Here is a 23,242-nt window from a genome sequence, read left to right on the forward strand (position 1 = left end):
GCCAGCAATTCCATGAGTCAGCCCGAAGCATTGAGCGACACCGCACGCCGCCTGGCGGTTTACCTGAAGCCCCACCGCCGAGGCGTGGCGGCGACCATCCTGGCCTATATCGGTGCCGCCTGCACCGAGCCGCTGATACCGCACCTGCTCAAGACCGTGCTGGGCGAGGGCTTCAAGGCCGACAGCTTCTCGGTGTGGTGGGTGCCGGTGGTGCTGATCGGTCTGTTCGCGGCGCGTGGCCTGTTCAGCTTCCTCGGCCAGTACCTGCTGAACTGGACCGTCTCGCGCACCGTGTTCGACCTGCGCGCCGCGCTGCTGGACGCCTTGCTAAAGGCCGACGCGCGCATCTACACCAGCCTGCAGCCGGGCACCGCCGTCACCAAGGTGGTGAACGACCCGCAGCAGATCGTCGCCCAGCTGGGTGGTGCCCTCATCACCCTCTTGCGCGACGGCCTGCCGGCGCTGGCCATGCTGGGCTATCTGCTGTGGCTGAACTGGCAGCTGACCCTGCTGTCGATGATCACCACCCCGGTGATGGCGGTGGTGGTCAAGCGCGTCAACGCGCGCGTGCGCCGCATGGGCAGCTGGGCCTATGACGCCCAGCTCAGGCTGGTCAACAAGGTCGACGACCTGACGCGAGCCTGGCGCGTGGTGCGCAGCTTCGACGCCGCCGACCACGAACGCGAGCAATTCGCCGCGCGCGCCCGCGAGGTGCAGCGCGCCACCCTCAAGACCGCGGCCGCCAACGCGCTGACCCAGCCGGTCTCGCAGCTGATCGCCAGCATCGGGCTGTCGGTCATCCTGAGCCTCGCGCTGCTGCAGGCGCGCCAGAACCAGAGCGGCGTGGGCGAGTTCGCCGCCTTCATCGCCGCTCTGCTGCTCTTGACCTCGCGCCTGCGCCATCTCAGCGAGCTGGCCCAGCCCATCACCAATGCCCTCATCACCGCCCAGGGCAGCCTGAGCCTGCTGCACATACCGGCCGAGAACGACCGCGGCAACCGCGAGTTGGCCGAATGCCGCGGCGAGATCGCGCTGCAAGCCGTGACGCTGCGCTACCCCGGCGCCGAGCAGCCAGCGCTGGACACCCTGGACCTGCGCTTTGCCGCCGGCCAGACCACCGCCCTGGTGGGTGCCTCGGGCTCGGGCAAGAGTTCCATCGTCAACCTGCTCTTAGGCTTCGCCGAGCCCGATGAGGGTCAGGTCTTGCTGGACGGCGCGCCCATCAACGAACTCACGCGCGCCAGCCTGCGCCGCCAGTTCGCGGTGGTTTCGCAGGACATCGTGCTGTTCGACGCCTCGGTGGCCGACAACATCGCCTATGCCCAGCCGCGCGACGCGGCCAGGCTGGAGCAGGCGCTGCGTGCCGCGCATCTATGGGACTTCGTGCAGACCCTGCCCGAGGGACTGGACACCGCCGTGGGCGCCAACGGCAGCAAGCTCAGTGGCGGCCAGCGCCAGCGCCTGGCAATTGCGCGCGCGCTCTACAAGGATGCACCGATCTGGGTGCTGGACGAGGCCACCTCGGCGCTGGACACCGAGAGTGAGCGCGCCGTACAGCAGGCCATCGAGGCCTGGCAGGGCCGCAAGACCCTAATCGTGATCGCGCACCGCCTCTCCACCATACGCTCGGCCGATCGCATCCATGTGCTGCAGCAGGGCCGTCTACTGGAGAGCGGTAGCCATGCGGAGCTGGTGGCGCGCGACGGCGCTTACGCCGCCATGGTTCAGGCCCAGTTTGCGGACTGAACCATGCGACGGCGTCTGGCACTGCTAGGCTCTCTGCTGGCATCGCCTACCTGGGCGCAAGACCCGACCCCGCTGGAGCTCAACAGCGCCAGCCGCGCCGAGCTGGAATCGCTCGCCGGCATCGGCCCGGAATTGGCCGGGCGCCTGCTGGCGGCGCGGCCCTTCAGCGATTGGCAGGATCTGCGTCGCCGCGTCGCGGGCATAGGCCCCAAGCTGGCCGCCAAGCTCTCGGCCCAGGGCCTGCGCGTGCAGGGCCGGGCCTGGGGTGCTCAGGCCGCTTCGGCGGCTGCTGCCTGAGCGACGGGCTGAAGCTCGGCGAAACCGGCGCTGCGTCTGCGCATCGAGCGCGGGTCGACCTTGGGCGCCTGCGCCGGCCAGCCGAAGAATCGCTGCACCTCGGCGCGCTTGGCCAGGGTGTCGGACATGCCCAGCATGATCAGCTCGCCGGTGAACGAGGGTTCGAACAAGAGATAGCTGGTGAGCGCCGAGCCGGTCGCAGCCTTGCCCTCGCCGGCCACACCCACGCTGCGCAACATCGCGCGTATCGGCGGCGGCAGGCTGTGCTGGTGCTCGGCGGCGAGTTCGTCGATACGGCGGCTGGGCGCGATCACCAGCACCTCCACCGGCTTCAGCGGCGTGGCTGCACGCGCCTCGGCGGGCAGCAGGCTCAGCGTGTTGTTGATGCGTTGCAAGCGCTCCACGTCCACCGCTAGCGCATCCAGGAAGATGTTGGAAAGCGCATGGCCTGCGATCTGCGCCATGCTGGGATGGCCCTCCACCAGGGTGCTGCGGCGCCCGGGTGGCTCATGCATGCGGCCCGCACCTATCACCAGCACGCGCTCGGCGCCCAGGTGGATGGCCGGCGAGATCGGCGCGCTCTGGCGCATCGAACCGTCGCCAAACCATTCGGCCTGCCCTTCCAGGTCCAGCAGCTGGGCCGGGAAGATGAAGGGAATCGCCGAGGACGCCAGCAGATGCTCGACGCTCAGCTTGGTCGGTGTGGCGATGCGCTGTGAGCGCAGCCAGGGTTTTTGCGCCTCGTGAGCCTGGTAGAAGGTGACATGCTGGCCCGAGCTGTAGCTGGAGCCGCTCACCGCCAACGCTCGCATATGGCCCTGTGCCAGCATCTCGTCCAGCCGCTCCAGCCGCACCCAGCGGCGCAGCAGCCGGCCCAGCGGCTCGTTGTCCAGCAGGCTGCGTGGCTTGCTGCGGTGCCAGCGCGCCACCGCCCAGCCCAGGCTCATCATGGTCATCCAGCGCGCCCCGGTGCGTATCACGCCAAAGGCATCGGCGGCATAGACCTGATCGACATGGATGTTCTGCCAGATATGCATCAGCCCGTCGACGGCGCCATCGAAGTCGTCCGCCTGGCAGGCCAGGGTGCCGGCATTAATGGCGCCGGCCGAGGTGCCGGCGATCACAGGAAAGGGGTTGGCGGCACTCACGCCGGCGTCGCGGCGCAGCTGCGCGATCGCGGCCAGCACGCCCACCTGGTAGGCCGCGCGGGCACCGCCACCGGTCAGGATCAGGCCGGTAGTGGGGGTGGAAGGGTTGGGCGCCGGGTTGTCCATGGCTGTCGCTTGAGGCGATCATGCCCGAAAACCCCGCTACGCCAAACGCTCAAAAGAGGGGCCATTCGCTGCCGCGCAACAGCGCCGCGCGGGGCCTCAGTCGTAGACGATTTGCGCACCGCCCAGCTTCGCCAGGGCCTCGTCGCAGGGCCAGAACTTGGCCGCATCGCCCAGGTCCAGTTCGGCGCTGGCACCCTCGCGCTTGACGGCCAGACGCAGCGACAGGCCCTGCACCAGGGTGCCCTGCTCGGCGTCCACGCGGCGCGCCGGCCAAGTCGCCACCACCTCGGCCACCGGCGGCGTCACGCCGTTGGCCTGCAGGCGCAGGAATTTTCCGAAGCGCGCGCGCGCCGCGGTGAGGCTCCACAGCTGCTGGATGTTCAGGCGCAGGCCACCCGAGAAGCGGTCGTTCTGCACCTTGCCCGAGACAATGACGAGTTCATCTTCGGCCAGCGCCTCCTTGTGCGCGTTGATGAGCTCTTCGTTGGCCACCGCCTCGATTGCATCGCTCTTGTCGTCGAGCTTGAAGATCGCCACCTTGCCGCGGTGGCCGTTGATGATGCGCATGTCCGAGACGATGCCGGCCACCAGCACCGGTTCGCGGCTGTCTTGCAGATCGGCGACGCGGCGCTTGACCATGCGGCGCACCTCCTCGCCGCTCTGGTCGAACAGATGGCCGGAGAGGTAGAAGCCGATCGCGGTTTTCTCCAGACCCAGACGCTCCTTGATGCTCCAGGGCGCAGCCTGCACCAGCTCGGGTTCGGCGGTGGACGAGCCATGGGCGCCCTCGTCGAAGTCGAACAGCCCACCCTGGTCGGCGTCCTGCGCCAACTTATCGGCATAGGTGTAGCCCAGCGCCACGCTGGCCAGCAGGCGCGCACGCTCGGCCTCCAGGGTGTCGAAGGCGCCGGCCTTGATGAGGGCCTCCACGACGCGCTTGTTGACCGCCTTGCGGTCCACCCGGGCGCAGAAATCGAAGAAGCTCTTGAAAGGGCCGCCCGCTTGCCGCGCCGCCACGATCGCATCGATGGCGCCCTGGCCCGTGCCCTTGATGGCGCCCAGGCCGTAGTTGACAAGCTTGTTGCTGATGGGTTCGAAACGGTAGACGCCGCGATTCACGCAGGGCGGCTGGAACTCGATGGCGAAGAGCTTGGCATCATTGAGCAACACCTTGAGCTTGTCGGTGTCGTCCATTTCGATCGTCATGTTCGCGGCGTAGAACTCGGCCGTGTAATGCGTCTTCAGCCAGGCCGTGTGGTAGCTCAGCAAGGCATAGGCGGCGGCGTGTGACTTGTTGAAGCCGTAGCCCGCGAACTTCTCCATCAGGTCGAAGACCTCGTCGGCCTTGTCCTGCGAAATGTCCTTGGCCGCGGCTCCCTTGCGGAAGATCTCGCGGTGCATGGCCATCTCCTCGGCCTTCTTCTTGCCCATGGCGCGGCGCAGCATGTCGGCGCCGCCGAGGCTGTAGCCGCCCAGCACCTGGGCCGCCTGCATCACCTGCTCCTGGTAGACCATCACGCCATAGGTCTCCTCCAGCACCTGGCCAAGCAGCGGATGCGGGTACTCGATGGTCTCCCGGCCATGCTTGCGCGCCACGAAGGAAGGGATCAGGTCCATAGGTCCCGGGCGGTACAGCGACACCAGCGCGATCAGATCCTCGAAACGCGAGGGCTTGGCGTCCTTGAGCAGGCGCTGCATGCCGGGCGATTCAAACTGGAACACGCTTTCCGAGAAGCCATCTCCGAAGAGCTTGAACACCTTGCGGTCGTCCAGCGGCACCTTGGCCCAGTCAAAGTCCTGCCGGTCCGGGTAGCGCGCAATGATGAAGTTCTTGGCCAACTCCAGGATGGTCAAGGTGGCCAGGCCCAGGAAGTCGAACTTCACCAGGCCGATGGCCTCGACGTCGTCCTTGTCGTACATGCTCACCGCGCTGGTCGAGCCCGGCTGCTGGTACATGGGGCAGAAGTCGGTGATCTTGCCCGGCGCGATCAGCACACCGCCGGCATGCATGCCGATATTGCGCACCATGCCCTCCACCCGCGCGGCCAGCTTGAGCAGCTCGGCCACCTCTTCCTCCTGCTGCTCGCGCTCCTCGATCTCGGGCGCCTCGTGGCGGGCGTAGATGACCTTGGCCTTCTCGGGGTCGAAGTCCGGCGGCAACTTGGCCAGGGTCACCGTCTTGCCCGGCGGCGCCGGGATCAGCTTGGCGATCGAATCGACATGGCCGAAGCCCATGCCCAGCACGCGGCCGATATCGCGCAACGCGGCCTTGGCCGCCATGGTGCCGAAGGTGGCGATCTGGCTCACCGCTGGGCGGCCGTATTTGTCCTTCACATAGTCGATGACGCGGTCGCGGTTGCCCTGGCAGAAGTCGATGTCGAAGTCGGGCATCGAGACCCGCTCGGGGTTCAGGAAACGCTCGAACAGCAGGTTGTATTGCAGCGGGTCCAGGTCGGTGATCGAGAGCACATAGGCCACCAGCGAGCCTGCGCCCGAGCCCCGGCCCGGCCCCACCGGGCAGCCATTCGCCTTGGCCCAGCGGATGAAGTCCGACACGATCAGGAAATAGCCCGGGAAACCCATCTTGATGATGGTGCCCAACTCGAATTCAAGGCGTTCCACATAACGCGGGCGTTCGGCGTCGCGCTTGCCCGCGTCGGGGAACAGCTGCACGAGCCGCTGCTCCAGGCCTTCGTAGCTCAGCTCACGGAAATAGGCTTCCATGGGCATGGTCGTGCCGTCCGCCAGGATGGGCGTCGGGAAGTTGGGCAGCTGCGGCTTGCCCAGCGTGAGCTTGAGGCTGCAGCGGCGCGCGATTTCCACCGTGTTGGCGATGGCCGAGGGAATGTCGGCGAACAGCGCCTCCATCTCGGCCTGGGGCTTGAAGTACTGGCCCGGCAGAAAGCGCTTGATACGCTTGGGGTTGGCCAGGGTCTCGCCCTCGGCGATGCAGGTGCGCGCCTCGTGGGCGTCGAAATCCTCCTCACCGAGGAACTGGACCGGGTGCGTGGCCACCACCGGCAGGCCCAGCTCGGCCGCCAGCGGCACCGAGCTGCGCACCAGCGCCTCCTGGCCGGGCAGGCCGGCGCGCTGCAGTTCGATGTAGAAGCGCTGCGGATAGAGGGCGGCCAGGCGCTCGGCCCATTCGCGGGCGCGCGGCAGGTCGCCCTGCATCAGGGCCTGGCCGATGGCGCCGAACTGGGCGCCGGACAGGCAGATCAGGCCCTCGCTCAGCTCCTCCATCCACACCAGCTTGAGGCAGGCCTGGTTGCGCTGCACGTTCTGTATCCAGGCGCGCGACAGCAGCTCGCAGAGGTTCAGATAACCCTGGTAGCTCTGCACCAGCAGCAACACGCGGGTAGGCGGCTTGTCGCTGGCATCCGACTCGATCCAGCAGTCCGCGCCCAGAATGGGCTTCACGCCCGCCTTGCGGCAGGCGTTGTAGAACTTCACCCCGCCGAACAGATTGGCCAGATCGGTGATGGCCAGCGCCACCTGCTTGTCCTGCGACGCGGCGGCCGCGGCATCGTCGATTCGCAGGGTGCCGTCGACGACGGAGAACTCAGTATGGGTACGCAGATGGACAAAAGGCATTGCGGGATTGTAGAGAGGGCCGGCAGGCCCGGCCGCGGGTATGCTGCGGCGCCATCACAGTCCATAGACAGAGGGCAACCATGCACCGCAAGCACATCCTGGCCCTGGCCATCACGCTGGCCGCCGGCGCTGCAATCGCAGCCAAGCAGCCGGCCGCGACCGCGACCAAAGCGGCCTCGCCACCCAAGAGCAGCGCCGAGATCCTGGCCCAGGCGCCCGCCGGCGACTGGCGCGAGGTCAGACCCGAGGACATGCTGGTGATGGAGCTCGCGCAGGGTCAGGCCACTCAGCAAATACTGATCGAGCTGGCGCCACGCTTCGCACCCCGCCATGCCGCGAATATCCGCGCCCTGGCGCGCAGCGCCTATTACGACGGCCTGGCCATCGTGCGCGTGCAGGACAACTTCGTCACCCAGTGGGGCGACCCGAACGGCGACGATGCCAAGACCGCCAAGCCCCTGGGCCAGGCCGAGGCGAAGATCGCGGCCGAGTTCTCGGTGGCCTACAAGGGCCTGCCACCCGCCCTGTTCAACAAGATTCCCGATCTGGACGGTTGGGCACCGGTGAGCGGCTTTGTGGACGGCTTCCCTGTGGCCGCCGACCCCAAGGCCGACAAGGCCTGGCTGGCGCATTGCTACGGCATGGTGGGTGCCGGCCGCAGCGATGCGGTGGACTCCAGCACCGGCGCCGAGCTCTATGCGGTGATCGGCCATGCACCGCGCGGCCTGGACCTCAACATCACCGTGGTGGGCCGCGTGCTCAAGGGCATGGAGTATTTGTCTGCGCTGCAGCGCGGCGGCCCGAACATGGGCTTCTACGACAAGGCCGAGCAGCGCACCGGCATCACGCGTGTGCGCCTGGCCAGCGAACTGCCCGAGTCCGATCGCCCTGCCCTGCAGGTGCTGAGGACCGAGAGCAAGACCTGGAACGCGCTACTGGACGCGCGCCGCCACCGCGGCGGCTGGTTCGTCCACAGCCCCAAGCATGTGGACATCTGCAGCGCCAGCGTGCCCACGCGGGCAACGCCAGCCCGCTGATGCGCCATGCCCTGATGCGCCGTGCATCCCTTGATGCAGGCCTCAGGGCCAGCGCCTCCTAGTCGCCAAAGCAACAAGGCCTTGATTCCGTTAAGAATCAAGGCCTTGTGGGCGTCTTCATTGTTCTTTGGGGTGGCTGATGGGACTCGAACCCACGACAACAGGAATCACAATCCTGGACTCTACCAACTGAGCTACAGCCACCGCAGAGCCTACGATTATAGGCCGATATAGTTCTTCTTGGGAAGCACTATTTTCAATTACTCGCCGCGGAGGCTGCAGTCGCTGCGGTCGGGACCTTCAGCGTCGCCTTGTGCTGCACCTTCAGGGCCCCATAGAAGGCCTGACCCTCGGCAGCGGTCCAGGCTTGCGTGTACTGGGCCAGGGCGCGCTTGGCGTCCACCACCGCAGGATCACGCGCCTCGGTCTTGTTGATGCGCACCACCAGATAGCTGCCGTCTTCCGCGTCCACGCCGACATGGGTCGGCAATTTGCTGGCATCTGCCCGCAGCACCGCCTCGAGGGCCTTGCTACTCAGCTTACCCGGCTGGGCGCGCGACACCAGCATGGCAGCGTCAAGACCAGTCACATCGTCCGCCTTTTGCAAGGCCGCCAGACGCTCCTGGCCGGCCTTGGCCGCCAGTTCGCGCGACAGCTTGCGCAACAATTGCTCGCGCACCTGCGGCAGCACATCCGCCAAGGCCTGCAGGCGCGCCGGGTTGTGCTGCACGACACGCGCGGAAACCAGTTGGCTGGAGCCCGTCTCCACCGCTTCGGTATTGCGCTTGTTGCGCAAAGCCTCGACGCCAAACACGGCCTCCAGCAGCTTGGCCGAGGCCAGCGGGCCGGCCGCGCCGGGTGCGGGCTTGCGCTGCACCGTGGCCGTCTGGATCGTCAGCTTGAGCTTTTCGGCCACCGGCTTGAGGCTGTCGGATTGCTCGTAGGCGGTGTTGCTGAACTGCTCGGCCACCTCGGCATAGCGCTTCTGCGCCAGCGCCTTGCGCACCTCGGCCTCGACCTCGGCCCGAACCGACTCGAAGCTGCGTTTGTCGCCGCCACGCACGCCGGTCAGATGGATGATGTGATAGCCGTAGTCGGTTTCGATCACATTGCTGATCTCGCCCTGCCTGAGCGCGAAGGCCGCGTCCTCAAACGGCTTCACCATGGCGCCACGGCCGAAGAAATCGACATCACCGCCGCGCGTCGCCGAACCTTCGTCCTGCGAGTTCGTCTTGGCCAGGTCGGCAAAGCCGGCCGGGTTCTTGCGCGCCTGCGCCAGCAGGGCCTCGGCCTTGGCCTTGGCCTTGGCGCGTTCGTCCGCCGACGCAGACTTGTCGGCCTTGATCAGGATGTGACTGGCGCGGCGCTCTTCCGCCACGCTGTAGCGCGACTGGTTCTCTTCGTAATACTTGCGCAGATCTTCTTCGCTGAAGCTCGCACCCGCCTTCAGCGCCTCGGCATCCAGCACCACGTATTCGATGTTGGCGCTCTCGGGCAGCTGGAACTGCGCGGAGTTCTTGGGATCCTTGTAGAAGGCTTCGAGTTCCGCGTCGCTGGGGGCGAGCTTGGCCGCGAAGTCCTTGGGATCGAAGCGCTGCACCTGCACCTCGCGGCGCTGCAGCAAGGCATCGAAGGCCAATGCGGCGCTGGCATTGCCGGCCAGGCCGGATGCGCTGATCGGCTGCAGCACCTGGCGCAGGGTCAGGTCTTGCCTCAAGCGGTAGGCAAAGATCTCGGAGTTCATGCCCTGGGCGGCCAGCATGCCCTTGTTGACGCTGCCATCCGGGTTGCGCAGAAAGGCGAATTGCGGGTCAGTGCGGAACAGGCTCTGCAAGCGCTCATCGCTGATCACCAGATGCTGCGCCTGGGCTGCAGCCTGCAGCACGCGCTCGCGCACCAGGCCCTCCAGCGCTTCCTTGCGCACCTCGGGCGCATCCAGCAGCTTGGGATCCACGTTCGGCGACTGGCGCCGGATGCGTTCGACCTGGTCGCGGTGCGCGGCATCCCACTCCACCTGCGTGATCTTGCGGCCGTCGACGCTGGCCACCCCCGCATTTGAGCCGTCCATGAAGCGGGTGTAACCCTCCACGCCCAGCAGCACGAACGACGGCAGTATCAGTATCAGCAACAGAAACTGAAACAGTCGGTTGTGCTTGCGTACGAAATCAAACATCGGGAACCTCTGACAGGCTTAACGCCTACGCGTTCTAACGCTGAGTAAACATGGCCCAGGATCGGTATGCGACTGCCAACGGCAGCGCCCTCGCCCGGCCTCAAACACGACAAAGGCGAACCTTGGTTCGCCTTTGCGTCGGGTGACATTCTAGCCACTGCCCATGCCCGCATTCTTGAGGGCCTGGATGGTGGGCGCTGACGGGCTCGAACCGCCGACCTACTCCGTGTAAGGGAGCCGCTCTACCAACTGAGCTAAGCGCCCGGTATTCCGGGAATTGCTGCTGACCTGTCGATCAGTTCACCGCGTCCTTGAGCGCCTTGCCAGGGCGGAACTTGGGCACCTTGGCCGACTTGATCTTGATCGTGTCGCCGGTACGCGGATTGCGCCCGCTACGCGCGGCGCGCTTCGTGACGCTGAAGGTGCCGAAGCCTACCAGAGAAACCGAGCCATTCTTCTTCAGCGTGGTCTTCACACCACCAATCAAGGCCTCCAGCGCACGCCCCGCCGCCGCCTTGGAAATGTCGGCCTGCTTGGCAATGTGCTCGATCAGTTCGGACTTGTTCACGAAGGTACCCCTCAGTAGGTTTCACTGCACGACGCAACCCGCTCAGCGCCTGCCAACCGGCGCCGAGCAAGCAGCGCGGGAAGCGGATTCTAGACGCAATCGACAGCCCCACCGAGCAGGGAAAAGCCCCGATACACATCGTGGGCAGGCGGCGTTTCAGCGCGCCTTGGCGCGTATCTCGGGCAGGGCTTTCTGCAGGTAGTAGACCATCGACCAGATCGTCAGCACCACCGCCGCCAGGATCAGGGCGGTGCCCCAGACATGCGTATTGATCACCCCAAACAAGGGGCCATCGAAGAGCAGGAAGGGGATCGCCACCATCTGCACCGTGGTCTTGAGCTTGCCCACCATGTGCACGGCCACGCTGCGCGAGGCGCCGATCTGGGCCATCCATTCGCGCAGCGCCGAGATCGCGATCTCGCGGCCGATGATGACCAGGGCCACCAGGGCATTCACGCGGCCCAGCTCCAGCAACACCAGCAGGGCGGCGCAGACCAGGAATTTGTCGGCCACCGGATCCAGGAAGGCGCCGAAGGACGAGGTCTGGTTGAGCTTGCGCGCCAGATAGCCGTCCAGCCAATCGGTCAGGGCCACCGCCACGAACAGCACCGTGGCCAGCAGGTTCTGCTGGGCCGGCGCGATCTCAAGGTGGAACACCCCGACGATCAGCGGGATGGCCACGATGCGGGCCCAGGTCAGGATGGTTGGCAGCGTGAAGAACATGCGGGCATTGTGCCCAAAAGCATGCTCCGCTCCGCGCCCATCTCGGCTTTGTCGCTTTATTGACGCAGCTCAGTCCAGCGTGCGCGGCTTGAAGCGGCGTTCATCGTTGAACAAGAACACCTCGTTGAACTTCCAGGGCTGCGGCAGGCGTGCGAGGTTGCCGAAGGGCGCGGCGCGGTGCACCGCATCGATGGCCAGCTGCACCGTATCGAGGGCCTGACCGGGCTTGCGCAGCACATGGATGTTCTTCACGCTGCCGTCCTGGCGCAGCTCGATCTCCAGCACCGGGATGGCCAGCAACACCGCCGGCACCTCGCCCATATAGGTGCGCTCCGGATTGGCCTGCACCAGGCGCAGCGCGGCCTGCTTGCGCAGTTCGTCGTGCGTGCGCACCGGCTTGGGCGGCGCGAGTGCTTCGGCCCCGCCCTTCGCCACGGCTGGAGCAGGTGCCTTGTTGCCTTGCGGCTGTGCCGCTGCCGCTGCTGCCGCCGTTGCTGGCGCCTCCCCGGCGGGCGGCGCTGGCGGCCCCGAGGAGCAACCTGCCAATAGCAGGCCCAGACCCAGGCAGGACCAGAGCCCGCGGCCGCCACGCTTGTTTTTCATCGCTACATCATCAATGCAGGGCACGATAGATTTCCTCGGCAAGTTCCTTGGAGATGCCTTTCACGCTGGCAATCTCATCCACGCTGGCGCTGGCCACGCCACGCACACCGCCAAAGCGCTGCAAGAGCTGGGCGCGCTTCTTGGGGCCGACGCCCGGCACATCTTCCAGGCGCGAGCCGCCGGTGCGCAGCGCGGCGCGTTTGGCCCTCATGCCGGTGATGGCAAAACGGTGCGCCTCGTCGCGGATCTGCGCCACCAGCATCAACGCAGCGGAGTCGCGCCCCAGATAGACCTTCTCGCGGCCGTCGGCAAACACCAGCTCTTCCAGGCCGACCTTGCGCCCCTCGCCCTTCTCGACGCCGACGATCAGGCCGAGGTCCAGGCCGAGCTCCTCGAACACCTCGCGCGCCATCGCCACCTGGCCCTTGCCGCCGTCCACCAGCACCAGGTCCGGCAGCCGTGCCGTGCCCAGCTGCGCCGCTTCGGCCAGCTTGCTGTAGCGGCGCGTCAGCACCTGGCGCATCGCGGCATAGTCGTCGCCACCGGTGATGCCCTCGATGTTGTAGCGGCGGTACTGGCCGCTCTGCATCTGGTGGCCTTCGAACACCACGCAGGAGGCCATGGTGGCCTCGCCCGCGGTATGGCTGATGTCGAAGCATTCGATGCGGAACTTGTCGAGCTCGGGCACGCTGAGGTCCAACGCCTCCACCAGGGCGAGCGTGCGGGCCTGCTGCGAGCCCTCCTCGGACAGCAGGCGCGCCAGCGCCAGCTCGGCGCCCTTCACGCACATCTCCTGCCAGATGCGGCGCTGACCGCGCGGCTGCGCCTGCGTGCTGACCTTGTAGCCGGCCTGCTCGCTCAGCGCCGCGGCCAGCGCCTCATCCACCGCCTCGCTGGGAATCAGCAGCGCGGGCACGGCGGCCTCCAGGTAATGCTGGGCGATGAAGGCCTCCAGCACCTGGCGCTCGACGCTTGGCCGCGCGCCTTCCGCCGCCTCATCGTCCTCCAGCAGCACGGCGGCGGCATCGTCCACATGCTTGGGAAAGTAGGCGCGGTCGCCGAGGTGGCGGCCGCCGCGCACCATCGCCAGATTGACGCAGGCGCGCCCGCCCTGCACCTTGACCGCCAGGATGTCGACGTCGCGGTCGCGGCCGCTGGCGCTGTTCTCGTCCACCGCCTGCTGCTGCAGCACCTTGGCGAGCGAGCTGATCTGGTTGCGCACCTCGGCCGCCAGCTCGTACTGCATGGCATCGGCATAGGCCATCATCTGCGCCTGCAGGCCCTGCATCACCTCATCGGTCTCGCCCAGCAGAAAGCGCTCGGCATTCGCGACGTTGCGCGCGTACTCCGGCCCCTGGCCCGCCGGCACGCATGGGCCCGAGCAGCGCCGGATCTGGTACAGCAGGCAGGGCCGGCTGCGGTTGTTGAACACCGTGTCCTCGCAGCTGCGCAGGCGGAACACCTTCTGGATCAGCTGTATCGATTCCTTCACCGCCCAGGCGCTCGGGAAGGGCCCGAAATAGCGATGGCGCCTATCCACCGCGCCGCGGTAGTAGCTGACGCGCGGAAAGGCATGGCCGCTGAGCTTCAGATAGGGGTAGCTCTTGTCGTCCCGGAACAGGATGTTGAAGCGCGGGTTCAGCGCCTTGATGAGGTTGTTCTCGAGCAGCAGGGCCTCGGCCTCAGTGCGCACCACCGTGGTCTCGAGCCGCGCGATGCGCGCCACCATCAGGCCGATGCGGGTGCCGCCATGGTCCTTCTGGAAATAGCTGGAGACACGCTTCTTCAGGTTCTTGGCCTTACCCACATACAGCACCTGATCCTGGGCATCGAAGTAGCGGTACACGCCGGGCAGCGGCGGCAGCGCCAGCACCTCGGCCAGCACCTGCTCGCGCAGCTCGCGGGCCACCTTCTCGACCTCGGCCACGCGCCGCGCCTCGGCCGCCTCGACCTGCTCACGCTCCTCGGCCCAACCGGCCAGGGCCTGCGCGCCCAGTTCGGCGACCTGGGCGTCGGACTGGCTAGGAATCGGCTTGACGGGCACATCATCACTCATGGGCCGGCATTGTGCCGCGGGCACCGCCCATAATCCTGCGCCATGAGTTCTGCACTGCAATGGGATGTGTTTTGCCGGGTGGTCGACAACTATGGCGACATCGGCGTGTGCCTGCGGCTGGCGCGCGATCTGGCCCAGCGCGGCCAGCTGGTGCGGCTGTGGGTCGACGACGCCGCGGCACTGCACTGGATGGCCGCCGACGGCCTGCCGGCCGGCCTACGCGTGCGCCCCTGGGCCGAGGCCGAGCATGAGGCGCAGCCAGGCGACGTGGTGGTGGAGACCTTTGGCTGCGAGCTGCCGGCGGCCTTTGTGCAGCGCATGGCGGCACGCCCCAAGCCGCCCTGCTGGATCAACCTCGAATACCTCAGCGCCGAGCCCTATGTGGAACGCTCGCACAGCCTGCGTTCGCCGCAGCTGGCGGGGCCGGGCCGCGGGCTGGACAAATGGTTCTTCTACCCCGGCTTCAGCGCGCGCACCGGTGGCCTGCTACGCGAGCCCGGCCTGCTGCAAGCCCAGGCGGCCTTCGACGCACCCGCCTGGCTGGCCGCGCGCGGCTGGCAGCCGCGCGATGGCGAGCGGGTGGTGAGCGTGTTCTGCTATGCCAACAATGCCTGGCCCCAGCTGCTGGCCAGCTTGGCCGAGGCGCCCACCCTGCTGCTGCTCTGCCCCGGCGCGGCGCGGCAGCAGGTGCCGGAGCTGGCCGCGCGCCATGCGCAGCTACGTTGCATCCCGCTGCCCTATCTGAGCCAGGCCGACTACGACCGCCTGCTCTGGTCCTGCGAGCTGAACCTGGTGCGCGGTGAAGACTCGCTGGTGCGTGCCCTCTGGGCCGGCAGGCCGCTGCTGTGGCACATCTATCCACAAGACGATGGTGCGCACGGCCCCAAGCTCGAGGCCTTCATGGACCAATACCTGGCCCATGCCGACGCCGACTGGGCCGGACCCATGCGCCAACTCTGGCGCGCCTGGAACGCCCTGACACCATGGACGCCCGCCACTGGGCGCGACTGCTTGACCCGTCTCAAGCTCGGCCGGCAACAGGCCTTGCGCTGGCGTGAGGAAATGAGCAAGGCTGCGGATCTATGCAGCCAACTCATGGGTTTCGTGGCCGAATCAGGCTAAAATGCCGGGTTTCGTCGCGCCCGAAACCAGGCTTACTGACCAGGCTTGCGGGTGCGCCTAGGCAGTGCTCATCAAGCTGCCCCTATCTGGCCTCCCAATCTCTCGGAATCATCATGAAGATCGCTCAGGAAATTCGCGCCGGCAACGTGATCATGCACGGCAAGGACCCCATGGTTGTGCTCAAGACTGAATACAGCCGCGGTGGCCGCAATGCCGCGACCGTGCGCATGAAGCTCAAGAGCCTGCTGAACAACTCGGGCACCGAAGTCGTCTTCAAGGCCGACGACAAGATGGACCAGATCATTCTGGACAAGAAGGACTGCACCTACACCTACTTCGCCGACCCGATGTATGTGTTCATGGACTCCGAGTACAACCAGTTCGAGGTGGAAGCCGAGAATATGGGCGATGCCATCCAGTACCTGGAAGACAATATGCCCGTGGAAGTGGTGTTCTACGACGGCAAGGCCATCTCGGTCGAACTACCCACCTCGCTGGTGCGCGAAGTGACCTGGACCGAGCCGGCCGTCAAGGGCGACACCTCGGGCAAGGTGCTCAAGCCTGCCAAGATCTCCACCGGTTTCGAAATCCCGGTGCCCATCTTCGTGGCCCAGGGCGACAAGATCGAAATCGACACGCGTACCCACGAGTACCGCAAGCGCGTCTGAGCCAGCGGCTCAGCGCAGCGAGAAGAAGCACCCCGTGGGGTGCTTTTTTCATGCCGGTTCGCGATACATGCGGTCCTTGCCCAGCCATACCTCGGCATGGCTGGCGCCGGCCGGGATCATGGGAAAGCAGTTCTCCTGCGCGGCCACCGCCACGTCCAGAAAATACGGCCCCTCGGCTTGCAGACAGGCGCGCAGGGCCGCATCCAGCTCGCCTCGCGCCGTGACGCGCTGCGCCTGCCAGCCAAAGGCGCGCGCCAGCGCCACGAAGTCCGGCAGCGCCTCGGTATAGCTGTGGCTGTAGCGGCCGCCGTGGATCAGCTCCTGCCACTGCCGCACCATGCCCATATAGCCGTTGTTCGAGAGCACCAGCTTGACCGGCGTGCGGTGCTGCACGGCGGTGGAAAGCTCCTGGACATTCATCAGCACCGACGCATCGCCGCTGACGCAGACCACCAGCCGGTCGGGATGCGCAATCTGCGCGCCGATCGCCGCGGGCAGGCCATAGCCCATGGTGCCGGCGCCGCCCGACGTCAGCCAGCGCTGCGGACGCTCGAAGCGCAGATGCTGCGCGGCCCACATCTGGTGCTGGCCCACATCGGTGGCGACGATGGCATCGCGCCCGGCCAGCGCGGCCTGCAGCCGGCTCATCAGGGCCTGCGGCAGGATGCGATCGCGCTCGTCCTCGAAGCCCAGGCTGTGCTGGGCACGCCAGCGCTCGATGCGCGCCCACCAAGCGCCCAGATCCTGCGCGGCCGGGCATCCGGCCAGCAGGGCACGCAGGCTGGGCAGGCAATCGCCGCGTAAGGCGACGTCGGCGCGCCGCACCTTGTGGATGGAGCGCGGGTCGATGTCGAGGTGTATCACCTTGGCGCCGGGGCAAAAGCCGTCCAGCCGGCCGGTGACCCGGTCGTCGAAACGCGCGCCCACACACAGCACCAGGTCGGCATGATGCATGGCCAGGTTGGCCTCCAGCGTGCCGTGCATGCCCAGCATGCCCAGGAACTGCGGGTCCGAGGCCGGGAAGGCGCCCAGGCCCAGCAAGGTGAGCGTGCAGGGCGCGCCGCTGCGACGCACCAGCTGCGTGAACAGCTCGCAGGCGGCCGGGCCGGCGTTGATGAGCCCGCCGCCGCCATAGAACACCGGGCGCCGGGCCTGGCGCAGCAGCGCCAGCGCGGCCTGCACCAGCGCCGCCGCCGGCGGCTCGGCGCTGCTAGCTTGGGCCGGCATCGATAGCAGCGGGCGCGGCTGCCGCAGTTCCGCCAGTTGCACGTCCTTCGGAAAGTCCACGAGCACCGGGCCGGGCCGTCCGCCCATGGCGCGCGCGCAGGCCTCCGCAACGACGGCCGCCACCTCGTCGGCGGCGCGCAGCTGGGCATTCCATTTGGTCACCGGCCTGGAGATGGCCAGGGCATCGCATTCCTGGAAGGCGTCGGTGCCGATGGCGCTGGTTGCCACCTGCCCGCTGATGCACAGCACCGGCACCGAGTCGCACAGCGCATCCAGCAAACCGGTGGTGGTGTTGCTCATGCCCGGCCCCGAGGTCACGAACACCACGCCCAGCCGGCCGGTGCTGCGCGCATAGCCCTCGGCCGCGTGCACGGCGGCCTGTTCATGCCTGACCAGCACATGGCGCAGGCGCGGCTCGCCATGCAAGGCGTCATAAAGCGGCAGCACGGCACCCCCGGGGTAGCCAAAAACTGTATCGACGCCCAGGGCCAGCAGGGTGGCGATGAGCGATTGGGCGCCATTGCATGGCGTGGCGTGGGAAGCAGACATGCCCAAGACTTTGCCGCAAGCTCCGCAGCAAAGGCTGCTATTCTTCCGCGCCTATTCGCCGAATTCAGCAAATCATTCTGCGCAACGATAAAACCACAGCATGCCCCTGGACAAATTCGATATCGCCATCCTGAGCGCCCTGCAGCAGGACGCGCGCATGAGCCTGCAGCAGCTCAGCGAATTGGTGGGCCTGACTAGCTCACCCTGCTGGACGCGCATCAAGCGCATGGAGGCGGCCGGGGTGATCGAGGGCTATTCGGTGCGTGTGAACCCGGCGCTGATCGGGCTGGGCGACACCGTGATCGTGCAGGTGACGCTGGAAAGCCATTCGGACGAGGCCTTGTTCGAATTCGGCCGCGCGCTCGAGCAGATTCCCGAGGTGCTGGAGGCCTTCCTGGTCTCAGGCGACTACGACTACTACGTGCGCATCGCGGTGGCGGACACGCGCGACTACGAGCGCCTGCTGCGCGAACGTCTCTACAAGATTCCCGGCATCCGGCACAGCAAGTCCAGCTTCGTGCTGCGGCAGCTCAAGCAGAGCCAGCTGCCGCTCAGGCGATGAAGGCTCAGGCCTGAAGCTTGTGGTGCTTCTTGGCCTTGGCATGCGTGGCGTGCTTGGCATGCACGCCGGCCGCCTTCTTCGCACCCTTCTTGCCCGCCTTCTTGACCTTCTTCGCCTTCTTGGCGACCTTGGCCTGCGGCGCGGCGGACTCGGTGATCACCGAGCCCTGCACGGCGGGTGCCTGCGGCTGCATGACAGGCGTGGCGGTCTGGGCAAAGCTGGCGCTGGCAAGGAGGGCGCTCAGGGCCAGGCCCAGCATCGATTTCTTCATATCGGAACTCCGGATCGGAAACAGGTGCGGCTGCACCAACGGCGCCAGTCTAGCGCCAGAAAACCAGGGCCTTGGCGTAGCCAGATCAAATGAACTCGCGCTCGCGCATCCATTTGGTCGCCACCCATTTCTCACCTGCCAGCACCGGCGAGCCGCCATGCAGGGTCAGGGTCGAGGGGTGCGCGCGCTCGTAGCTGAAGAACACGGCATTGCCCTTGATGGGCGCCACGTCCAGCTTGATGTCGGGGAACACCGTCGAGCCGCCCTGCTCCGGCGTGTTGAGGTACATCACCAGGGTGCCGACCCGCTGGCCGCCGCGCGCCAGGATCGCCGGCGTGCTGGCATGGGCGGGGTCGAAGTAGTCGTAATGCGGCAGGTACTCGGCGCCAGCGCGGTAATGCAGCACCTGCAAGCCTTCGCCGTTTTCTACCGGCCAGTGCAGCAGCTCGGCAATGCGCGCCTCCACTCGGGCGCAGACCTCGTTCTCGGCGCGCTCGAAGAACATGCCCTCGCTGGTACGGGCGGCGTTGACCTCGCTGCCATCCTTGTCGTTGGCCACGGTCTCCGAGCGTGCCAGCCGCCGGGTGGCCGCCGCCACCATGGCGTCGCATTCCTCATGCGAGAGCAGACCGCCGAACACCACCACGCGCGGATGCTCGACGCGCAGCAGCACCTGCACGCGCCGGTCGCTCAGCTGGATCTCGGCCGGCGCGCCGCGCAGATCGGGCTCGGGCACCGGCGAGGGCGGCGGCAGCTCGGGCGAGGCGCCGTCCAGGGTCTCGGCCAGGGCCTGCAAGGCCACGCTTTGCGACCAGCCGCTAGCGCACATCGACTGCAGAATCGTCGCGCGCGCCGTGCCCGCCTGCGCATGATCCTGAATCCAGCGCCGCAGTTCGCCGGTGATGGTTTGTTGCGTACTCATGGGCGGACATTCTGCCCAAAGCGCAGGCTACTCGACGCGGCGGCGGAACAACAAGCGCTCGGGCGTGGATCCGGCGGCATCGAAGCGATAGCCATCGGCCGCGAAGTTGCACAGGCCCTCGGGCCGGTCGATGCGCTCGGTGATCGCATAACGCGCCATCAACCCGCGCGCACGCTTGGCAAAAAAGCTGATGACCTTGTACTTGCCGTTCTTCCAGTCCTCGAACTGGCACTCGATCATGCGCGGCTTGAGGCTGGGCCGGTCGGCCGCCCTGAAGTACTCCTGCGAGGCCAGGTTGACGATCACCGGCACCTGCTCGGCCGCGGCGCGCTGGTTCAGATGCTCGGCCAGGCGCTCGCCCCAAAAGGCGTAGAGATTGCGGCCGCGCGGGTTGGCAAGACCTGTCCCCATCTCCAGCCGGTAGGGCTGCATCAGGTCGAGCGGACGCAGCACGCCGTAGAGGCCCGAGAGGATGGCCAGGTGCTGCTGGGCCCAGCGCAGATCCGCCGCGACTAGGCTGCGCGCCTGCAGGCCGTCGTAGACATCGCCGTTGAAGGCCAGCACGCAGGGCTTGCTGTTGGCGGGCGTGAACGCCGGCGTCCAGGCCGCGTAGCGTGCCACGTTCAACTCGGAAAGCGCCGGTGAGAGATCCATCAACTCGCCCACCTCGGCCGCACTCTTGGGGCGCAGCAGATCGATCAAGGCCTGGGCCTCGGGCACGAATTGCGGCTGGGTCGCCAGCTTGGCGATGGCCGCGGGCACCGGGGTTTCGTAATCGAGCGACTTGGCGGGAGAAAGCAGATAGAGCATGGGCGGGCGGAGTGAAGGCGCCCGGCATTCTCTCCGATCGGGAGGGGCGCCGCTCAGCGCCGCCGCCCCACCAGCAAGAGCACCACCCCCACCAGCACCACCAGCGCCGCCAGCCATTCAAACGCGCTGATGACCTCGCCCGCCACCGCCACCCCCAGCAGCATCGCGATCACCGGGTTGACGAAGGAATAACTGGACGCCAGCGCGGCCGAGGCCTCGGCCAGCAGCAGCATGTAGGCGTTGAAGGCGATCAGCGAGCCGAACACCACCAGATAGCTCCAGGCCAGCACCGCCTCGGCACGCAGCGGCTGGCTCAGCGTTTCGCCGCTGCCCAGGCTCAGCAGCATCAGCACCAGGCCGCCCGCCAGCATCTCGCTGGCGAAGCCCATCGCACCCGGCGCCAGCGGCAGCACACGCTGCGACAGCACGCTGCCGACCGCCCAGCAGGCGCATGCGGTGGTGATCGCCAGCAGGCCGGCCGGCGAGGCGCCGAAGCCCTGGCCCAGCGTCAGCATCAGCACGCCCACCAGCCCCACCGCGATGCCGGCCAGTTCCATGCGCGAGGGAATCACGCGCCACAACAGGTTCAGCGCCGCGATCATCAGGGGCATCACCGCGATGAAGGCCACCACCAGGCCCGAGCCCACGCTTTGCTCCGCGGTGGCCGTGCCGCCCATGCCACCGCCCAGCATCAGCCCGCCCACCACCGCGGCATTGAGCCACTGGCGCGGTTTCGGCCAGGGTGCGCCACGGCCGCGCATCCAGAGCGCCAGCACCAGGCCCGCGACCAGAAAGCGCGAGCCCATCTGGAAAAAGGGCGGGAAGCTCAGCAGCGCGTATTTGATGGCCAGGTAGGTCGAGCCCCAGACCAGCCAGGTGGCGGCCAGGCAGGCCAGGATGCGCGGGCTGAGGCCCGTGCCGGCGGGCAGGCTTGCGGTTTGATTCATGGCCCAAATGCTAAGCAAACAGGCCGCGCCCATGAATGCAATCTTCAAGACTTCAGCGCGAACTTTCCTTAAACTTCATGGAAATTTAGCCATATTGCCTTTGAACTCATGATCAATGACCTGGACCACCATGACAGCCGCATTCTTGCCGAACTGCAGGCGGACGCCCGCCTGAGCATGGCCGAGCTGGGCCGGCGCGTGTTTCTCTCGCAGCCCGCCGTCACCGAGCGGGTGCGCAAGCTGGAAGCGCTGGGCGTCATTACCGGCTACCGTGCGGTGGTGGACAGCGCCAAGCTGGGTTATGCGATCCGCGGCGTGATACGCGTGGGCCGCTGCGACGAGCCGCGCATGCGCCGCGCCATCGAGGCCAGCCCCGAGGTGCTGACCGCCTACAACGTCACCGGCGAGGACAGCTGGATCCTGGAGATCGCGGTGCGCGACGTGGCGCATCTGGAGCAGGTGCTGCAGCGCTACTGCGCGCTCTCCGAGACCTCCACAGCCATCATCCTGCGCAGCCTGCGCGAGCACGCGCCGCTGCGGCCGGCCTGGCAAGACCTGACCCCAACCGAGCCCGCGCCCGCGCCCAAGCATGAAAAAACCGCCAGGGCCGGCGGCCGTGACGGCTGAGCGGGGCGCGGCCCGGCTTACTTGGCGAGCAGCTGGTTCACCGCGGCCACATCGTCGGGCCGCAGCTGGCCGGCGGCCTGGCGCAGGCCCAGGCTCAGCAGCACGGTGTCGTAGCGCGCCTTGGCCAGGTTCTGCTGGGTGCTGTAGAGCTGGGTCTGGGCATTCAGTACGTCCAGGTTGACACGCACACCGACCTTGTAGCCCAGCTGGGTGGCTTCCAGGGCCAGCTTGCTGGACGACTCCGCGGCCTCATAGGCCTTCACCTGGGCCATGCTGGACTGCCAGCGGAAGAATGTGCTCTTGGTCTTCTCGGACACCAGGCGTCGCGCATAGTCCAGATCGTTGCGCGACTTCTCCTCCAGCTTGAGGGTCTCCTTGATGCGGTTCTGCGTCGCACCGCCGGTATAGAGCGGGAAGCTCACGGTGACGCCCAGCGAAGCGTTCTTGCTCGTGCCCACGCCCGACTGGATGGCGGCCATGCCGCTCAGGTTGTTGTGCAGGTTCTGCGCGCCCAGGCTGCCGTTCAGGTCCACCGTCACCCCTTCGGCGGCCTTGGCCTTCTGCGTCTCCAGCTGCGCCAGCTCCAGGCCCAGGCGCGCCTTGCGCACGCCGGGATGCTGCTCGTCGGCCTGCGCCACCCAGGTATCCACATTGGTGGACGGCAGCGCCGGCAGGGCCACCGGCACCGCCAGGGGCTTGGGCTCCACCCCCACACGACCGACGATCTGGTCCAGCGTGACGCGCTTGACGCGCAGATCGTTGTCGGCCGCCAGTTCCTGCGCCGTGGCCAGGTCGTACTTGGCCTGTGCCTCACGCGTGTCGGTGATGGTGGCCGTGCCGACCTCGAAATTGCGCTTGGCCGAGGCCAGTTGCTCGCTGATGGCCGTCTTGTTGGCACGCGTGGTGGCCAGCGTGTCGCGGGCCGCCAGCACGTCGAAATAGGCCTGGGCCACGCGGAAGATCAGGTCCTGCTCGGCCGACTCCAGATCCGCCTGCGCCACGCCCAGGGCGCGCCGGGCCTGATCGATGGAGAGCGCGTTGCCGCGGTTGTAGAGCGCATAGCTGCCCTTCAGCCCGGCCTGCAAGGTGTTGGAATTGACATTGCCGCCGTTGGGCGGATCAACGCGCTGGTGCGTTGCGGAAGCGCCCAGGCCCAGGCTGGGCCTTGCCAGCGCATCGGCCTGCGCGGCCTTGTACTGCGCCGACTCTGCCTGCGCGCGCGCGGCCAGATAGCTGGCGTCGTAGGCGCGCGCCGCGTCATACAGCTCGTTCAGGCTCTGTGCCTGCACGCCCGCGCCGATGAGGCCAAGCGCCATGGCGAGGGTGCTCAGGCGCATTGCGGTGCGCGCCTTGTTCGACTTGTTGTCACGGTCAGCAGGCATGACGCTTCCTTGCAGCATAGTTGGATCCCCTGGCGGGGCGGGTTCTTCGTATCAATGTCTAGGCATCCAGCGGTCTTGCTCGCA

The 23,242-nt window shown here is 67.1% G+C and carries 20 protein-coding genes and 2 tRNA genes; 7 read left to right on the plus strand and 15 right to left on the minus strand.

Features of this window, described 5'->3' with window-relative positions; translation table 11 throughout:
* The first annotated feature begins 12 nt into the window (after positions 1-12).
* A complete protein-coding gene (msbA, locus tag WG898_RS19825; protein WP_339604507.1) occupies positions 13-1,746 on the plus strand; it encodes a lipid A export permease/ATP-binding protein MsbA in 1,734 nt (577 codons plus the stop codon).
* 3 nt (positions 1,747-1,749) lie between these two features.
* Complete coding sequence (locus tag WG898_RS19830; protein WP_339604508.1) at positions 1,750-2,043, plus strand: ComEA family DNA-binding protein; 294 nt, start codon at positions 1,750-1,752, stop codon at positions 2,041-2,043.
* Here WG898_RS19830 and WG898_RS19835 read toward each other — a convergent pair.
* Positions 2,016-3,317 (minus strand): patatin-like phospholipase family protein, encoded by a 1,302-nt coding sequence (locus tag WG898_RS19835; RefSeq protein ID WP_339604509.1) that lies wholly within the window; start codon positions 3,315-3,317, stop codon positions 2,016-2,018. The genes WG898_RS19830 and WG898_RS19835 overlap by 28 nt on opposite strands.
* Before the next feature lie 96 nt (positions 3,318-3,413).
* On the minus strand, positions 3,414-6,911 hold the full coding sequence (gene dnaE, locus WG898_RS19840; protein WP_339604510.1) for a DNA polymerase III subunit alpha: 3,498 nt from the start codon (positions 6,909-6,911) through the stop codon (positions 3,414-3,416).
* Between the two features lie 80 nt (positions 6,912-6,991).
* On the opposite strand from dnaE, the gene WG898_RS19845 reads away from it, so the two are divergent.
* Positions 6,992-7,948 (plus strand): peptidylprolyl isomerase, encoded by a 957-nt coding sequence (locus WG898_RS19845; protein WP_339604511.1) that lies wholly within the window; start codon positions 6,992-6,994, stop codon positions 7,946-7,948.
* A 128-nt stretch (positions 7,949-8,076) separates the two neighbouring features.
* Here WG898_RS19845 and WG898_RS19850 read toward each other — a convergent pair.
* The 7 genes from WG898_RS19850 to uvrC all read right to left on the minus strand — a co-directional run bounded on the left by WG898_RS19850 (position 8,077) and on the right by uvrC (position 14,071).
* A tRNA-His gene (locus tag WG898_RS19850) sits at positions 8,077-8,152 on the minus strand.
* A 52-nt stretch (positions 8,153-8,204) separates the two neighbouring features.
* Positions 8,205-10,121, minus strand: coding sequence for a SurA N-terminal domain-containing protein (locus WG898_RS19855; RefSeq protein ID WP_339604512.1), 1,917 nt, complete (start codon positions 10,119-10,121; stop codon positions 8,205-8,207).
* 188 nt (positions 10,122-10,309) lie between these two features.
* A tRNA-Val gene (locus WG898_RS19860) sits at positions 10,310-10,385 on the minus strand.
* Between the two features lie 31 nt (positions 10,386-10,416).
* Positions 10,417-10,689: an HU family DNA-binding protein gene (locus WG898_RS19865; RefSeq protein ID WP_282825557.1), complete on the minus strand. Its 273-nt coding sequence runs from the start codon at positions 10,687-10,689 to the stop codon at positions 10,417-10,419.
* A 156-nt stretch (positions 10,690-10,845) separates the two neighbouring features.
* Entirely contained in the window at positions 10,846-11,412 is a 567-nt protein-coding gene (gene pgsA, locus WG898_RS19870) for a CDP-diacylglycerol--glycerol-3-phosphate 3-phosphatidyltransferase (RefSeq protein WP_339604513.1), read from the minus strand.
* A gap of 69 nt (positions 11,413-11,481) precedes the next feature.
* The gene (locus tag WG898_RS19875; RefSeq protein WP_339604514.1) at positions 11,482-12,015 is read right to left on the minus strand and encodes a hypothetical protein; all 534 of its coding nucleotides are present in this window, start codon (positions 12,013-12,015) and stop codon (positions 11,482-11,484) included.
* 10 nt (positions 12,016-12,025) lie between these two features.
* Positions 12,026-14,071 carry an excinuclease ABC subunit UvrC gene (gene uvrC / locus WG898_RS19880; RefSeq protein WP_339604515.1) on the minus strand — a complete coding sequence of 682 codons (2,046 nt, stop codon included), beginning with the start codon at positions 14,069-14,071 and terminating at the stop codon, positions 12,026-12,028.
* 42 nt (positions 14,072-14,113) lie between these two features.
* Between uvrC and earP the strand changes: the two genes are divergently transcribed.
* Together earP and efp are read left to right on the plus strand one after the other, a co-directional pair.
* Positions 14,114-15,193, plus strand: coding sequence for an elongation factor P maturation arginine rhamnosyltransferase EarP (gene earP / locus WG898_RS19885; protein ID WP_339604516.1), 1,080 nt, complete (start codon positions 14,114-14,116; stop codon positions 15,191-15,193).
* A gap of 113 nt (positions 15,194-15,306) precedes the next feature.
* Positions 15,307-15,861 (plus strand): elongation factor P, encoded by a 555-nt coding sequence (efp, locus tag WG898_RS19890; protein ID WP_285232540.1) that lies wholly within the window; start codon positions 15,307-15,309, stop codon positions 15,859-15,861.
* A 48-nt stretch (positions 15,862-15,909) separates the two neighbouring features.
* Here the strand turns inward: efp and ilvB are convergent, their stop codons facing one another.
* Positions 15,910-17,637, minus strand: coding sequence for a biosynthetic-type acetolactate synthase large subunit (gene ilvB, locus WG898_RS19895; RefSeq protein WP_339604517.1), 1,728 nt, complete (start codon positions 17,635-17,637; stop codon positions 15,910-15,912).
* Between the two features lie 100 nt (positions 17,638-17,737).
* Between ilvB and WG898_RS19900 the strand changes: the two genes are divergently transcribed.
* A complete protein-coding gene (locus WG898_RS19900) occupies positions 17,738-18,199 on the plus strand; it encodes an Lrp/AsnC family transcriptional regulator (RefSeq protein ID WP_339604518.1) in 462 nt (153 codons plus the stop codon).
* Positions 18,200-18,203: 4 nt separating this feature from the next.
* Here WG898_RS19900 and WG898_RS19905 read toward each other — a convergent pair whose 3' ends face one another.
* The 4 genes from WG898_RS19905 to WG898_RS19920 form a co-directional block, all read right to left on the minus strand.
* Positions 18,204-18,470, minus strand: coding sequence for a hypothetical protein (locus WG898_RS19905; RefSeq protein WP_339604519.1), 267 nt, complete (start codon positions 18,468-18,470; stop codon positions 18,204-18,206).
* An 85-nt stretch (positions 18,471-18,555) separates the two neighbouring features.
* Positions 18,556-19,392, minus strand: coding sequence for a 2OG-Fe(II) oxygenase (locus tag WG898_RS19910; protein ID WP_339604520.1), 837 nt, complete (start codon positions 19,390-19,392; stop codon positions 18,556-18,558).
* A 27-nt stretch (positions 19,393-19,419) separates the two neighbouring features.
* Positions 19,420-20,202, minus strand: coding sequence for a peroxide stress protein YaaA (yaaA, locus tag WG898_RS19915; protein WP_339604521.1), 783 nt, complete (start codon positions 20,200-20,202; stop codon positions 19,420-19,422).
* 53 nt (positions 20,203-20,255) lie between these two features.
* Complete coding sequence (locus tag WG898_RS19920; protein ID WP_339604522.1) at positions 20,256-21,149, minus strand: EamA family transporter; 894 nt, start codon at positions 21,147-21,149, stop codon at positions 20,256-20,258.
* Between the two features lie 108 nt (positions 21,150-21,257).
* Here WG898_RS19920 and WG898_RS19925 point away from each other — a divergent pair, with 108 nt between their 5' ends.
* Entirely contained in the window at positions 21,258-21,776 is a 519-nt protein-coding gene (locus WG898_RS19925) for an Lrp/AsnC family transcriptional regulator (RefSeq protein ID WP_339604523.1), read from the plus strand.
* A gap of 17 nt (positions 21,777-21,793) precedes the next feature.
* On the opposite strand, the gene WG898_RS19930 is transcribed toward WG898_RS19925, so the two are convergent.
* Positions 21,794-23,158, minus strand: a complete 1,365-nt coding sequence (locus WG898_RS19930; protein WP_339604524.1) for a TolC family outer membrane protein — start codon at positions 23,156-23,158, stop codon at positions 21,794-21,796.
* Positions 23,159-23,242: the final 84 nt, after the last annotated feature.

It is taken from the genome of Paucibacter soli (genome assembly GCF_037482845.1).
GTDB classification, from domain to species: domain Bacteria; phylum Pseudomonadota; class Gammaproteobacteria; order Burkholderiales; family Burkholderiaceae_C; genus Paucibacter_B; species Paucibacter_B soli.